This is a genomic window from Brachybacterium sp. AOP24-D1-21 (assembly GCF_052378665.1).
Classification (GTDB): domain Bacteria; phylum Actinomycetota; class Actinomycetes; order Actinomycetales; family Dermabacteraceae; genus Brachybacterium.
This window is the reverse complement of sequence record NZ_JBQSXX010000001.1, coordinates 2,341,399-2,355,025: the sequence shown is the minus strand read 5'-3', so window position 1 is coordinate 2,355,025 and position 13,627 is coordinate 2,341,399. Positions and strand designations below refer to the sequence as shown.

The window sequence follows — 13,627 nt, the reverse complement described above, 5'->3', positions numbered from 1 at the left end:
GCTTCGGGGCGACTACTCGAGCTCTGCGGCGATGAGGGCTTCGTAGTCGCTCCCGCCGTAGTAGACGCCAAGCACCTCGACGGCTTCCTCTGTCACCGCGAAGGCGATCACGACTCGACGACGGAATCCGATTGTGCGCAGACCGGGCCGGAGATCATCGCGCGCAACGCCGATGTACGGGAAGACGACCAATCCGTCGCAGTAATCGAGAATCGCGGCCAGATAGCCAGCAGCGCGTTCCGGATATCCGGACTCATCTGCAATCCATGTATAGAGGTCGGTCAGTTGCTCTCGTGCTCGCGGAGCGTAGACGACACGACGGTTCATGCCCCGCTCGACGCAGTGCGCTCCTCGTGGACCATCGCAAGATGCGCGCGCATGTCGTCGGCGCTGATCGCCTGCGACGGATCGGCGCGCAGCTCGTCGTACGCTGCGACGACGTCAGAGCGCAGCCAAGCTTCCACAGCCTCATCGCGCGCGAACAGGGCGCGCAGTCCATCGCGGAGCACTTCGCTCTCACTCGCATACGCGCCCGATGCAACGCGCTCCTTCACCGCATCAGCCATGCCCGTAGGAAGGGTGATGCTGAGCTGTTTCGTAGTGCGCATGGCGCCTCCTGCCACATGAGTAGGATTCAATCCTACTCCTGGGCGTCCGCTGTGCACAGTGGTCATCTCACGCCCGACGCGGCGGATCCGCGCACGAGCCGCAGCTCCCGCCAGCGGTTCACGGCCGCGTGCAGCTCGAGCGATCGCGGCCGGGCGAGGTGTCCGGGGACTTCTCCCCATGGGCAACCCCCTCATCTCTCACTACATTCGTGGACCATCAGGAACGGTGACGAGGGGGCAGCGGTGTTTCACGGGGCGGATGTGGAGGCGCTGCGGGGGTGCGCGGCGCGGGTCGGGTCTGGGGCGGAACGGCTCGGCGCGATGGTCGGGACGCTGCAGACCGCAGCCAGGAGCATGCAGTGGCAGGGAGAGGACGCCCACGAGTTCCGCGAGCGTCTGGAGCAGGCGGTCACCGACGCCGAGCAGGTGTCCGACCAGCTGCGTGGGCGCGGTGACGAGCTGCGCAGTCATGCCGACGAGCAGGAGCAGGCCTCGAGCACCGAGGCGGCGGGCGGCGGGCAGGCCGGGGCCGCCGAGTACGACGACACCGGCGAGGCGTTCATCTGGTGGTGGGAGGACGGCGGCAAGTGGCCCCTTCAGGATCGCACCGACATCCGCGATGACATCCCGATCGATGACCCGTCCGAGTTCGGCATTGCGGCGATGAATCAGCGCGGCATCCCGAACTGCGTCACGATCGCCCTGCTCGGCGGGCTGTCCGAGCAGGATGCCGAGTTCTTCATGAACAACCTCGAGCAGGTCTCACCGGGGGTGTACGAGGTGACGCTCTTCGAGAACGGTCGTCCCGTGGTCCACACCGTCGAGGGCGACGTGCTGCCCGAGGGGGCGAGGGGTTCCGATGGCCGCCAGAACTGGATGACGCTGTTCGAGGCGGCGCTCATCCGGCACGGGGTCCTCCAGGAGGACGGCACGTACTCGGGCTACTCGGAAGCGATGATCGAGGCGATCACCGGAGTCCCGGCACCGACCATGATGGTGCCGCTCAGTGCCGAGACCGACGTCGAGAACGGCATCGGCGGCTTCTACGATTACTCCGACGGGGTCGAGCTGAACCAGTTCGCCGCGCAATACCTCCACGATCAGGGCTACACCGTGATCTTCGGGACCGAAGGCAGGACGGCGACCGATCCGCCTCTGGTCGAGAACCACGCATATGTGATGACCGGAGTCGACGCCGAGGGGAACGTGGTGCTCGAGAACCCGTGGGGCGCCGGGGATCACTATGGAGGCAAAAACGGCGACCGCCGCCTGCATCTGAGCGATGAGCAGCTCGGCCAGAACATGGACGCGACGCACGTCGTGCCACCCTCCTCCGAGTGGGCCCGCGGGCCCTGGAAGGCACTGCGATGACCAGCACCATGACCACGGATGACGGCACCACGCGCGCCAGGATCCTCCAATCCACCCGGGCGATGCTCGCAGCGGTGGAGGTGGGAGTCCTTTCCGCACGCGTCGGGGAACTCCCCGATGGTGGCGAAGGGCTGCGGGCGCAGCTGGAGATCACGGTCCCGGAAGGCCGCGAGATCGTGCTGCTGGAGATCGGGGATGAGGTCGCTCTGGGCGTTCACGGCGTGCTGCAGCTCGCGCACATCGACCCGGCGACACCGGGAGCTGGCGGGGCGGAGATCGCTGCCGCGGACCGCGCTGTCGTGTATCTGGAGCTGCGTCCGGCAGGGACGTCGACGACGCGCTGATCGGCATGGCCGCCGGGCTCGTCAGATGAGCCGCAGCCCCCGCCAGCGGTTCACGGCCGCGTGCAGCTCGAGCGGGCGGGGCCGGGCGAGGTGGCCGGGGTGGCCGCGGTGGGGTGAGAGCACGTCGAGTCCCTCGGCGTCGATCCGCTCGCACAGCGTCGTGATCGCCTGTTCGAGCGTGAGCGGAGCAGCGCCTGGTCCGGGCTGGTCGAGCAGCTCGGCGAGGCGGTCCAGGGCGTGGGCGATGGCCTGGGTCTGGGCGGCGTCGACCAGCTGGGAGACGGCGGCGAGGTCGAGGTGCTCGTGGCCGATCCGGATCGTGTCCCGGCCCCGTGCGGTGGCGGGTTTCTTCGTGCCCGGCGGGCGCAGCGTGCCCGGCGCCGGGATGCGGGGGCGCGCAGCAGCGAACACGTCGGCCGTCGGCGCCGGTGCACGCTCCTCGGCGAGCGCGCGGGCCTGGGCGGTGACGTCGCGGGGGATGTACTCGTCGAGCACGATGACGTGATCGGCCACGTCGAGGAAGGCGGCCGAGCCGCCGGCCACCAGCACGGTGGAGACGCCGCGCTCGCTCAGCAGCGGGCGCACCCGGTCCACGAGCGGGGTGATGGGTTCGCGCTCGGCCGGGACCAGGGCGCGCATCCGCTCGTCGCGGAACATCATGTTGGTGGCGGCGGTGTCCTCGTCGATCAGCAGCGCGGAGGCGCCAGCGTCGACCGCTTCGACGAGGGAGGCGGCCTGGGAGGTGGAGCCCGAGGCGTTGGTGGTGGAGAAGGCGCGGGTGTCGGTGCCGGACGGCAGGCCGGTGAGGAAGGGCGAGATGTCCACGCCGGTCACGGCGCGGCCGTCCTCGGCGCGGATCGCGGCGGCATCGTTCCGGGTGATCACCCATTCGCGGCCATCACCCGACCGGTGCGGGTAGACGCCCTTGGCGAGCGCGCGCAGCAGCGTGGACTTGCCGTGGTAGCCGCCGCCCACGATCACCGTGACGCCGTCCGGCACGCCCATCCCGCTCACGCTCCGGCCGCTGGGCAGGTCGAAGGAGACTCGCAGCGAGTCGGGGCTCTGGAAGGGGACGGCGCCGCCGGTGAGCGGCAGGTCCGAGTCACCGGCGCGGCGGGGCAGGATCGCGCCGTCGCCGACGAAGGCCACCAGGCCCCGCGCGGCGAGCTGGTCGCGCAGCGCCTCCTGGTCGCGGTGGAGGGCGACGTGGTCCCGGAGCGCTTCGGCATCCAGGCTCGTGTGGAGCAGGGCCGCACGGGCGAGGTGCGGCAGGTGCTCGGTGAGCAGACGGGCGGCCTGGCGGCCGCGGATCCGTCGCCCGGCTGCGGGCAGCGGGACCGCGAGCCGCGCCTCAACACCCTCCAAGGCAAGTGCGACGCTGGTGCGCTCGAGCACCTCCTGCCCCGGGGCGCCCGTGCTCACCCCCTCCCCCAGTGTCGCGGCGGCGTCGGCGATCGCGCGGGCCAGGAAGTCAGTGACCGCGACACGGCCGCGGTGATCGGAGAGCAGGTCCTCCGGCAGGTCCGCGTCGGCGCGATCGACGATCAGGCGCATCAGGGACGGCGGGGCGTAGGGGTCGACCTGCACGTGGTCGACCACGAGTCGGCACACGCCCAGGTCGTAGCTGCCCTTCAGCTGCTTGTAGGTGCCGTAGCCGCGGGAGTCGATCGTGGTGAGGGTGCGGGTGAGCGCAGTGGCGTCGGCGGTCATGGGTCCATCACACACGACGTCGCTGCCCCTTGCATACGCGCCGGGCGCGTCCGTGTGCAGTTCACCCCTGCGCGAGCGCCTCCCGTGCGAGCGCCCTGGCCACATCGGACCAGCTGCCGCGTACGGCGCGCCTTCCCTGCTCCGGGGTGATGTTCCGCAGCACGATCGCGGCGGGCAGGTCGCGCACCATCCACTGGTCGACGGCTCCGCCCTCGCGGGTGCGCCAGCCGAGCCGGTCAAGAGCAGCCGGTGTCGCGCGCGGATCCACGGCGGCCCCGCTCGGGGTGGAGCCGATGTGGGCGAGCAGCAGCACCGTGGCATCGTGGGCGAAGGAGCCCGGCGCCGGGATCAGGGACTCGGCGAGCAGGGACCACAGGGTGTCGGGGTCATCCACCGCCGGACGCGCCCGACGGGTGGGCAGCAGCTGCCCTTTGAACGTGCGCAGGATCTTCAAGTGCTTCAGCGCCTCGCGGAAGTGGAGCAGCGGGATCGCGTTGATCTCGCGGTTGTTCTTCCCGATCCAGTCGATCATCTCCGGCACCACCTGGCTCGCCGCCTCGACGAGCTGGGGTGCGAGGTAGCCAGCAGAGGTCAGATCCAGGCCGCCCGCAGCCGCACGGTCCACGAACCAGGAGACGGCGCGCAGCGCGGTGCGACGTTCATCCAGCTCCGGGGTCCGGCTGGCTGTAGTCATCAGCAGCGTCCGGGCGAGCAGGTCCTCCCGCAGCGGGGAGGGTGGGATACGCCCGAGCACCGCGGTCAGCACGGGAGGGGCGCCGAACGTCTCGGGGTCGACATCGGCGAGTTCGAGGGAGCACTGGAGCTCGGCGAGGTCGAAGTGCGCCGGATCCGAGAGCACCTCGGCGAGCTCCTCGGCGCGGGTGAGCCCGCCGCAGTCCTCGGGCGGCGCGGCACGCCGCCCGCTGAGGGCGCGGACGGGCGGAGAGCCGTCCCCTGCCGGGCGCACGGACTCCAGCCGCAGCCGCAGCTGCCAGTCATCGCCGTAGTCGTAGACGTACGCCAGACGGTCTCCGCTGGTGCTGAGCACCTCGTCCAACCGCACCTGGGAGGCGGGCAGCCCCTCCTCCTCCCCCTCCTCGACATCGAACGGGCACAGGAACAGCTGCGAGTCGAGGTCGAAGGGGTGCCCGCCGGCGGCGAAGCGCCATAGGTGCGCATCGAACCAGCCGAAAGCGGTCTGGAGCATCCCGTGCACCTCCTCGAGCGTGAGATCCGAGCGCAGCTCGAGCCGGCGCCAGATCGGCGGGACCGCATGCTCGAGGTCCACGCGGAGCGTGAGCAGAGCGGGCTCCTCGAGCGGCGGGCGGCGCAGGTCCGGCCGTTTCGGGCGGCGCATCGTTCTGCCCGACGGGTCGAGCAATCCGTTGAGGCCCCCGTGGATCTCTTCAGAGCTCATCTCGCTGAGCTGCGCGCGGAACTGGCGCAGGTGTTCGTGGTCGGGGGAATCGGGCGAGGGCATGGGGTCACGGTACCGGTGCGGGCTCGCTGCAGAAGTGTCGTGCGACGGCGAGGCGTGAGGTCACGGCGGGACGTGAGAAGGGTCCGCTGCGGCCGATGAGTCAGACGATCCCCTCCTCGAGCAGCACGCAGCCGCTCTGGGTGATGACGTGGGCCGACGGGCCCCGTCACTCGCGGGCGAACACCCCGATCGCGTCCCAGGCCACCCAGCCTCCGGCGGCCAGGTGGAACTCGATCTCGCACTCCCCCACGGGCAGCATCCTCTGCGGGATCTCCAGCTCGTGATACGAAGGCATCAGCGCGGTGCCGGGCACGTTCGCATCGCCCTCCCGCGAGCCCCGTGTCGCCCCCAGGGGGAGCTCCACGTCGGCCATGTGCTCGCCATCCACGCTGATCCGCAGCGTCCCGCCGAGCCGGGTGGTGTCCACGAGCCAGAGCGCGAGATCGTGCGGAATCTGCGGATCCTCGATGGCGAGGGTCCAGCGGGCCCGGTAGTCACGGGAGCCGGCCCAGGTATCGCCCGGTCCGGGCAGCAGGTACGGCCAGGCCTCGCCCGGAGTGTCGGCCCCCTGGACGTACTCGATGACCGCCTCGGGATGCTCTCCGGGGATGCGGGTGTAGCCGGCAGGGGCGTGACGGTGCTCGAGGGTGCGGCCGTCGAAGTCGCCGATCGTGGCGACGGCGCGGCCGGTCGAGGTCACCGAGGCGAGCGAGCTGGCGGTGACCGTCTCGCCGGGCTCGCTGCGCAGGCCCGCGTCGGAGACGGCGAGCACCCGGTAGGTCCACGTCTCCCCGGCGGGGTCCTGGCCGTCATGCACGAAGCGTGGGTAGACGGTCTTGCCCAGCAGGTCCTCCTCGTCCGGCTCGGGAGGCGCGCTCTCGCCGGCGACGGCGTAGATGCGGAAGTGGTCGATCAGCGGATCCCATCCCAGGGGGTCCCAGGTCAGGGTCGTCGAGGCAACGGCAGGTGCGGCGTGCAGCGAGGTGATGGTTCCGGGCTGAGGGCTCATGGCTGTCTCCTTCGTCAGTCGGCTCAGGCCGGGATCAGCTGCGGGTCGCCGGCGGGCGTGGCGAAGCGTGCCGCGAGCTGCTTCGGGGCGGTGTCGTCGGCCTCGACCCAGTCCACGACGAAGAAGCTGGAGATCATCTCCTGCGGCGTCAGGCGCACGTGCACGTAGCCGCGGCGGCCGTCGTAGAGCTTGACATGCTCGTGGCCCAGCCAGAGGCCCGGGTTGCCCGCGTCGGCGGAGCCGTCCCCATCGGAGGCGACCGAGGTGCACACCAGCTCCACGCCGATCGTGCCGGAGCCGGGGTCGGTGAAGTCGGCGAGCAGCTCGGCGGCCACATGCTTATGGATGTCCCCGGTGAGCATCACAGGGTTCGAGGACTCGGCCATCGCGTCCAAGAGGCGCTGCCTCGCAGCCGGATAGCCATCCCACTGGCCGTAAGTCTGTTCCCGGATCGCGGCGAGCACCACCCCGTTGGCCAGCACGTTCCAGGTGGCCGGGGTGTCGGTGAGGCGACCGGTCACCCACTCCTCCTGCGCGGTGCCCAGCATGGTGCGCTCGGACGCGTACTGCTCCTCGCGGTCCGCGGGCTCGGGATCGCGGAACTGGCGAGAATCCAGCAGGGAGAAGCGGGCGAGGGCGCCGACGTCGAAGCCGGTGGTGATATCGGTGTCCGGGCCGTCCGGCAGCGCGGTCACATCCAGCGGCATGTTCTCGTAGAAGGCGCGGTAGGCCACGGCGATGCGATGGGCGAAGAGGTCCTCCGGGATACCGGTGTCAGACAGGGTGCCCCAGTAGTCGTTCTGCACCTCGTGGTCGTCCCACACGGCGATCGCCGGTACGCGCGCATGCACCGCCTGCAGGTGCGGATCGGATTTGAACAGGGCGTAGCGCAGGCGGTACTGCTCGAGCGTCTCGATCTCCACCTCGTGCGCGGGGCCTACCGCCGCGCCCTGCCGCCACAGGTTGGTTTCGGTGATGCCGTACTCGTAGATGTAGTCGCCGACGAACACCACCAGATCGAGGTCCTCCTCCTCGGCGAGGTGGCGGTAGGCGGTGAAGTGGCCGTGGTACCAGGCCTGGCAGGAGACCAGGCCGAAGGAGAAGGACTCGGCCTCCGCGCCGGCGGCCGGCAGGGTGCGGAAGCGGCCGACGGGACTCTTCTGCCGGCCCACCGTGAACTGGTAGTAGTAGTCGGTCCCGGGCTCCAGTCCCTCCACGCGAGGGTGGACGGCGTGGGCGAGCTGCGGCAGGGCGAGGGCCCGGCCACGGGCCGCGATGTCGCGCAGCTCCGGGTCACGGGCCACGTGCCAGCGCACGGGCACATCGGTGAGGTCCATACCGCCGTGGCCGTCCTCGGCGAGGGGTTCGGGGGCCAGCCGCGTCCACAGCACCGCACCGTCCGGGCGGGGCGCACCGCTGGCGACCCCGAGCCCGAACAGGCCCTCCTTGACCGGGGGCGTCTCCGCCTGCGCCTGCGGGGCATCGATCCCCAGCGCGATCGCGGCGGCGGAGGCGCCGCTCAGCTGGAGCAGCCGACGACGGCTGACGGACATGGGGACGGCAGGGGACAGCATGGTGGCTCCGGAGTTCGACGGCATGTCTTCGTCGACGCTATACGGCCGTGATGGCGTCCCCGTGAACGGGACGAGACGGTCCGGCGACGGGTTGGCGGGGCTGTGGATGACGCTCCCCGCGGAAAGGGCGCGCCGTGCGATGGAACGACTTCTCCACCGACGACGAGGTGCGGTTGATCGGGCGCTTAGAGACATGTCGGCCCCTGGAGTTATCCACCGGGCAGCACCGGTGTGATGCCGAACGTCGTACCCCTGTGGAACGCTCGACGCGACCACACCAGGACCCCATGATCGGGGCCGGACGAGAGGATCACCGATGTTCCCCACCCGCGACATCACGGACGCCGCCACCCTGTTCTACGACCTCGAGCGGATCCGCGGCTGGATCCTCGAGGAGCTCCCTGGCCTCGAGGATCGTCTCCATCACGGGGACACTGACCCGTACCTCACGCTTGACCTCGCCGAGCGCGGCCGCATCGTGATCGGGAAGATGTCCACGGGAATGCTCACCCGGTGGGTGGTGGTTGTGCCCGGAGATCCGGAACCCACGGTCCACGAGATCGAGAGCAAGGTCGACTACGCGCGGATCATCCGTGAAGCGCTGGCTGGGAGTGACGGTTAGTCCTTCTCGACGATTCAGCATCCCGACCGTGCTCGGTCAGCAACGCATCCGTTCTGCGCAGTATCGGACTGACCCACTCAGATCGATGTCAGCCGTCGCCGGGCAGGGAAGCTATCCGGTGTGCGAGTGAGAGCACCTGTCCGAGCAATCTGGACGGCGGTTGCTCCAGATCCACGGTATGGCAATGGATCGCGACGTCCGTGCCAAGGAGCTCGTGCACCAGCTCAGGCTCGTTCCCTTTGGCGTACACCAGGTGACCTTCGCGCAGGCCCAGCACCGAGCAGTAGGCGAGCAGCTGGTAGAGATCGGCCTGTGGGTAGCCGGCAGGTTTCTCCGCCTTGTACTTCGCATCGACGACGGCCTGCTGGCCAGTGTGGGAGGTCCAGACGAAGTCGGGCCGCAGGTCGACGCGCCGGGCTCGGTCCAGGTACATCCGATGCTGCAACGACGCAGATCCGTGCGACGCCAGAGCTTCCTGCAGTGCGACGCCGATGAAGTCCTCGAAGATCTTCCACATATCGAAGATGAAGCCGTCCACGTGGAGGGGGCCTCGTCGTTGCTCGAAGGATTCGCCAGCGAGAACGCGTTCGGCGAGGCGGAGCGACGGCTGGTATCGCGTATTCAGCCGCGACGGATTCCACCGTGGGAGGACGTCCCCTCGACGGACAGCGGAGACCCCGGTCAGTTGGAGCCGGAGGCGTTGCATTCCTCGCCGGGTTCGAGTTGCCAATCCAGGTATTCGCAGCAGCCGCGTGGCCGCAGCGAGCAGGATCTGGTTCTCAGCGATGTCGACGGTGAAATCGTCATACGAGACCTCCAGCGGGAGCCCGGTCCCGAATCGGCGAGAGATCTGGTCAGTCACCCGGATCCGCCCACGCAGCACCGGCAGGCTGGCGTCGACACTCCGGTAGCCCTGCAGAAGGCCCTGTTCGGTCGCTTTCGTGGCCAGCCGGGCGAAGGTGCGTGCGAGGGCTTGGGGCAGCTCTTCCTCGACGTCGAGATGCACCGAGTGGGCCCGCCAGAACTTCGGTGCCGAGGCATATCCCATGAGGAAGACGAGCCGGTCCACCGGGATCTTGGGCCGCACACTGACCTGCATGTCGCCCGCGTGTACGACGCCGACCTTCCTGCCCGCGGCGACCGACCAGAGGACCTCACCCGGAGCGCGGCTCACGACGGCGAGGCCCGCACCGGCCAGCGCCTGTGCTTCGTCGTCAGAGAGCTCGACTGTGCGCGCGGGGTCGCCCTCAGTCAGCTCGAGGCGACGCACCAGTGGGCTCAGACCTGTCGACCACAGTCGAGAGCGCGTCGAGGCCGTATCGGCTCCTGACGGCCCTCGCGTCGAGCTCCCCGAAGTGGTGCTCCTCGAGCAACGGCAGGATCGAAGTCCTCCAGGTGCGTTCGAGACCGCCTCCGCGGTGCACCGTGGAGCGCATGAAGTAGGACGGCCCGATCTTGGAGTCCGGGCGCTGGAGCGGGCCCGCGCTGTCCGCGACGGCGCCCAGCGGGTGCGCCGCGCCGGGAACGAGCTGCCCGGGACCGGGACCGCGTTCCGACAGCTCGTCCACGGGCACGGCTACCTGCTCTCCCGCACCACCGGAGCCGAGGGGATGACGGCGCCGACGGGCTTCGTGGTGGGCGGGAACCTCACCGCAGAGGACGACGCCGCCGAGGTGCTCGCGCGCCTGCTCACCGGCACCTGGCAGCGGGTGCTCTCCCCCGACCAGGACGTGGTGGACCGCCTGCGCAGGGTCGAGCAGCACTACGGCGTGAGCGTGCTGCCCGACGGCTTCGAAGCCGACGGGCCGGTGGACGTCGCAACAGTGCTGATCGCCGGAGCGCGGGTCTGCTTCTCGGGAACGGTGCACTCCCCCGCGCACGGACCGCTCGACAAGGACGACCTGCACCGCATGGCCGAGTCCCGCGGACTCGTCACGGTGCCGACGCTCACGAAGACGAAGACCGACGTGCTCGTGGTCGCCGAAGCCGGGTCGCAGTCCAGCAAGGCGAAGAACGCGGCGAAGTGGGGGAAGCCGGTGGCCGTGGCGGAGGAGTTTCTGGGGTGGGTCGGCCAGTAACCACGTGATTCCGCGAGCGGATGAGCACGCCACAGCTCGCGCGCCACCCCCGCGATGGTTCAGCACACCGCGGGCCTGCGATCAGCCGAGCCTACGGACCATTTGGTGGGATCCTCGAGCGCAGGACCTTCGCTCCCCTCCACCGTCGATGGGCAGGGGCACGCATGCGCTCGGAGGCCATATGACCCGGCACGCATCGGCGCACTCGCCACGCGGCTCGGCTGCACCATGTTCATCACCGGTCGAGTGTTACGGAATCGTGATGTGCCGCAATGAAGGACGCATCTCCGGCTGCAAGCCGCTTGCGGGGCCGGATGCCGCGAGACAGCGACGCCACCCTTGTCCGGATCCCACGCAACTGCTCCGTTAGCTTCGATCTTCGAATATTTCGCCTTCGCAGCCGGCACTTGCAGCTCGAATGAAGCTCGCTCTAGTCTCCAGATGTTCGGTTGATGAACGAAAGTGAGAGGCGGGTGACGCCCCGCCACGTTGCAAGGAGGCAACCATGGGTGCAGTGAGCAGGCGCAGTTTCGTCGCGGGTGCGGCATCGGTGATCGGCGCTGGAGCCCTGGTCGCTTGCGGCGACGGCAGCAGTGGCAGTGCGGGAGGATCGAGCATCGTCGTCGCCTCGGTCAACAACGGGCCATTCATGCGCCTCAAAGAATACGTGCCGGAGTTCACGGAGAAGACCGGCATCTCGGTCGAGTTCGTCATGCTCACCGAGAATGACATCCGTTCAAAGATCCAGCAGGACGCCTCTGTGGGAGGTGGCCAATTCGACGTGGTGACACTCGGCAGCACAGATGCGGGCCCCTATCTCGACAACGGCTGGACGCAGCCCCTCCAGCCGCTGCTGGACAGCATGGATGAGGATGCCGCCGCCGAGTACGACGCCGAGGACCTCATCGCCGCGAACATCGCTGCTTACTCCTCGCAGGAGAAAGGCTTGGCCGCGATGCCCTTCTACGGCGAGTCGACGATGCTGATGTATCGCACAGACCTGTTCGAGGAGGCAGGGCTGAAGATGCCTGAGGAGCCCACCTGGGAGGACGTCCAGGAGTTCGCCGCCGCTCTGCACGGCCCGGGGGCAGGGACCGTGGGCATGGCGATCCGCGGCAAGGCCGGATACGGCGAGAACATGTACCTGTTCAACACGATCATGAACGCCTACGGGGGGCAGATCGCCGATATGAACTGGACTCCCGGGTACGAGTCACCAGAGATGGCCGAGGCCCTCGAGTTCTATAAGCGGCTGCAACGCGAAACCGGGGCTGCGGAGGCTACCTCGAACGGGTTCACCGAGACTCTCAACCTCATGTCCAGCGGCGGTGCGGCGATCTATTACGACGCCACAGTGGCCGCCGACGTCTTCGAGAGCGACGACTCGGCAATCAAGGGCAAAGTCGGATATGCGGCTCTTCCCGGTTCGTGGTGATGGGGAGCGTCGCGTCGTTGGCGTAGAACGGCTCGTGGTCCTGCTGTGATGGGTGTTGTCAAGACATCCACATTCCAGAGGACCACGAGCCTGTGCACGAGAATACTGGTTCGCAGCGGGATGCTGCGAGCACGATCTTCAACTTGCCCAATTACCGCGTCATCGATGCCGTCGACCTGCCCGATGGTGGCCGGCGGGTGGTGATCGCCTCGACCGTCCCGCCGGGCTGTCCGTCCTGCGGGGTGCTCGCAACGAAGGTCCACTCCCGACGGTCACAGCAAGTCAGGGACGTTCCCGTCGCCGGCGCGGCGGTGGTGGTGTGGGCCAAGCGGCGCTGGTTCTGCCTGGAGCCGGCCTGTGCTCGGGGCACGTTCGCTGAGGCCACCGAGCAGATCCCCCGTTACGCCCGCTCGACGACCAGGCTGCGGGACCAGGTCGTCTCGGCCGTGATCACCTCGGGCCGTGCAGCTTCCGAGGTGGCCCGGGCCCACGGGGTCTCGTGGTGGCTGGTCCAGGCCGCCCTCAGCGCCGCTGCGGTGGTCCTGCCTGACGTCGACGACGTGCGGGTGAGGCGTCTGGGGGTCGATGAGCACCGGTACCGGTCGGTGCGCTGGTTCCGCACGGATCAGGGGGCCTGGAGACGGTTCGAGCCGTGGATGACGACGCTGGTGGACCTGGGCACCGGGCAGGTCCTCGGCATCGTCGACGGCCGCGACTCCAGGGCCGTCGGGGACTGGCTTGCCCAGCGCTCCGAGGCCTGGCGGGAGCGGATCGAGATCGTCGCGATCGATCCCTCGGCCGCGTTCCGCAAGGCGCTGCGGACCTACCTGCCCCGGGCTGCGGTCTCGGTCGACAAGTTCCACCTCGTCAAGCTCGGAAACGACATGGTCACCACCGTCAGGCAGCGCCTGGCCCGCGCCCATCGCGGCCGTCGAGGTCGCAAGGAGGATCCGGCCTGGGCGCACCGAATGCTGCTACTACGCGGCGGCGACACCCTGACCCCGAGGGCCTGGGAGCGGCTCGAGGACGTGTTCCGCACCGATGACCCCACCGACGAGCTCTCCGCTGCCTGGGGCATCAAAGAGCAGCTCCGCCGCCTCCTGTCCACCGACACCCTCGCCCAGGCCTGGCAGGAGCGAATGCGGATGGGCTACTTCGCCCAGATCGCGAACATGCCCGAGACGACGAAGCTCTATGACACCGTCGTGACCTGGTGGGACGCGATCGAGGTCCTCATCGTCACCGGCGCGACCACCGCGAAGGTCGAAGCGGGCAACACCGGCATCAAGAACATCAAACGCACCGGCCGCGGATTCCGAAACCCGGAGAACTACCGGATGCGTATCCTGCTGACCAGCGCCGCGAGAACCGTAGCGTGAACACCCGTCCCAGCAGG

General features: G+C 69.1%; 13 protein-coding genes and 1 pseudogene. 6 read left to right on the top strand and 8 right to left on the bottom strand.

The window, feature by feature from the left end; translation table 11 throughout:
- Positions 1-12: 12 nt before the first annotated feature.
- The 3 genes and pseudogenes from ACT3UF_RS10490 to ACT3UF_RS10480 form a co-directional block, all read right to left on the bottom strand.
- Positions 13-327 carry a type II toxin-antitoxin system RelE/ParE family toxin gene (locus tag ACT3UF_RS10490; protein ID WP_444608316.1) on the bottom strand — a complete coding sequence of 105 codons (315 nt, stop codon included), beginning with the start codon at positions 325-327 and terminating at the stop codon, positions 13-15.
- Positions 324-608 (bottom strand): ribbon-helix-helix domain-containing protein, encoded by a 285-nt coding sequence (locus tag ACT3UF_RS10485; protein ID WP_087484810.1) that lies wholly within the window; start codon positions 606-608, stop codon positions 324-326. The genes ACT3UF_RS10490 and ACT3UF_RS10485 overlap by 4 nt, the downstream gene beginning before the upstream one ends.
- A gap of 62 nt (positions 609-670) precedes the next feature.
- A pseudogene (locus ACT3UF_RS10480) lies at positions 671-769 on the bottom strand (hypothetical protein); the annotation flags it as partial.
- A gap of 193 nt (positions 770-962) precedes the next feature.
- Between ACT3UF_RS10480 and ACT3UF_RS10475 the strand changes: the two are divergent.
- Entirely contained in the window at positions 963-1,979 is a 1,017-nt protein-coding gene (locus ACT3UF_RS10475; RefSeq protein WP_444502426.1) for a hypothetical protein, read from the top strand.
- Positions 1,976-2,323, top strand: coding sequence for a hypothetical protein (locus ACT3UF_RS10470; RefSeq protein ID WP_444502425.1), 348 nt, complete (start codon positions 1,976-1,978; stop codon positions 2,321-2,323). The genes ACT3UF_RS10475 and ACT3UF_RS10470 overlap by 4 nt, the downstream gene beginning before the upstream one ends.
- 21 nt (positions 2,324-2,344) lie before the next feature.
- Here ACT3UF_RS10470 and ACT3UF_RS10465 read toward each other — a convergent pair whose 3' ends face one another.
- The 4 genes from ACT3UF_RS10465 to ACT3UF_RS10450 all read right to left on the bottom strand — a co-directional run bounded on the left by ACT3UF_RS10465 (position 2,345) and on the right by ACT3UF_RS10450 (position 8,120).
- On the bottom strand, positions 2,345-4,033 hold the full coding sequence (locus tag ACT3UF_RS10465) for an ABC-ATPase domain-containing protein (RefSeq protein WP_444502424.1): 1,689 nt from the start codon (positions 4,031-4,033) through the stop codon (positions 2,345-2,347).
- 61 nt (positions 4,034-4,094) lie between these two features.
- Positions 4,095-5,513, bottom strand: coding sequence for a plasmid pRiA4b ORF-3 family protein (locus ACT3UF_RS10460; RefSeq protein WP_444502423.1), 1,419 nt, complete (start codon positions 5,511-5,513; stop codon positions 4,095-4,097).
- Positions 5,514-5,679: 166 nt separating this feature from the next.
- Positions 5,680-6,522, bottom strand: coding sequence for a polysaccharide lyase family protein (locus ACT3UF_RS10455; RefSeq protein ID WP_444502422.1), 843 nt, complete (start codon positions 6,520-6,522; stop codon positions 5,680-5,682).
- A gap of 23 nt (positions 6,523-6,545) precedes the next feature.
- Positions 6,546-8,120, bottom strand: a complete 1,575-nt coding sequence (locus tag ACT3UF_RS10450; protein WP_444502421.1) for an alkaline phosphatase D family protein — start codon at positions 8,118-8,120, stop codon at positions 6,546-6,548.
- 292 nt (positions 8,121-8,412) lie between these two features.
- On the opposite strand from ACT3UF_RS10450, the gene ACT3UF_RS10445 reads away from it, so the two are divergent.
- A complete protein-coding gene (locus tag ACT3UF_RS10445) occupies positions 8,413-8,718 on the top strand; it encodes a hypothetical protein (RefSeq protein ID WP_444502420.1) in 306 nt (101 codons plus the stop codon).
- 88 nt (positions 8,719-8,806) lie between these two features.
- Here ACT3UF_RS10445 and ACT3UF_RS10440 read toward each other — a convergent pair whose 3' ends face one another.
- On the bottom strand, positions 8,807-9,988 hold the full coding sequence (locus ACT3UF_RS10440) for an McrC family protein (protein WP_444502419.1): 1,182 nt from the start codon (positions 9,986-9,988) through the stop codon (positions 8,807-8,809).
- Between the two features lie 148 nt (positions 9,989-10,136).
- On the opposite strand from ACT3UF_RS10440, the gene ACT3UF_RS10435 reads away from it, so the two are divergent.
- The 3 genes from ACT3UF_RS10435 to ACT3UF_RS10425 all read left to right on the top strand — a co-directional run bounded on the left by ACT3UF_RS10435 (position 10,137) and on the right by ACT3UF_RS10425 (position 13,610).
- A complete protein-coding gene (locus ACT3UF_RS10435) occupies positions 10,137-10,796 on the top strand; it encodes a hypothetical protein (protein WP_444608315.1) in 660 nt (219 codons plus the stop codon).
- Between the two features lie 514 nt (positions 10,797-11,310).
- Positions 11,311-12,231: an extracellular solute-binding protein gene (locus tag ACT3UF_RS10430; protein WP_444608314.1), complete on the top strand. Its 921-nt coding sequence runs from the start codon at positions 11,311-11,313 to the stop codon at positions 12,229-12,231.
- A 92-nt stretch (positions 12,232-12,323) separates the two neighbouring features.
- Entirely contained in the window at positions 12,324-13,610 is a 1,287-nt protein-coding gene (locus tag ACT3UF_RS10425; protein ID WP_006822416.1) for an ISL3 family transposase, read from the top strand.
- Positions 13,611-13,627: the final 17 nt, after the last annotated feature.

What these genes read in the sequence shown, in the direction of transcription:
- ACT3UF_RS10490 (WP_444608316.1), bottom strand. Translation starts at nt 327, where the DNA reads ATGAACCGTCGTGTCGTCTACGCTCCGCGAGCACGAGAGCAACTGACC.
- ACT3UF_RS10485 (WP_087484810.1), bottom strand. Translation starts at nt 608, where the DNA reads ATGCGCACTACGAAACAGCTCAGCATCACCCTTCCTACGGGCATGGCT.
- ACT3UF_RS10475 (WP_444502426.1), top strand. Translation starts at nt 963, where the DNA reads ATGCAGTGGCAGGGAGAGGACGCCCACGAGTTCCGCGAGCGTCTGGAG.
- ACT3UF_RS10470 (WP_444502425.1), top strand. Translation starts at nt 1,976, where the DNA reads ATGACCAGCACCATGACCACGGATGACGGCACCACGCGCGCCAGGATC.
- ACT3UF_RS10465 (WP_444502424.1), bottom strand. Translation starts at nt 4,033, where the DNA reads ATGACCGCCGACGCCACTGCGCTCACCCGCACCCTCACCACGATCGAC.
- ACT3UF_RS10460 (WP_444502423.1), bottom strand. Translation starts at nt 5,513, where the DNA reads ATGCCCTCGCCCGATTCCCCCGACCACGAACACCTGCGCCAGTTCCGC.
- ACT3UF_RS10455 (WP_444502422.1), bottom strand. Translation starts at nt 6,522, where the DNA reads ATGAGCCCTCAGCCCGGAACCATCACCTCGCTGCACGCCGCACCTGCC.
- ACT3UF_RS10450 (WP_444502421.1), bottom strand. Translation starts at nt 8,120, where the DNA reads ATGCCGTCGAACTCCGGAGCCACCATGCTGTCCCCTGCCGTCCCCATG.
- ACT3UF_RS10445 (WP_444502420.1), top strand. Translation starts at nt 8,413, where the DNA reads ATGTTCCCCACCCGCGACATCACGGACGCCGCCACCCTGTTCTACGAC.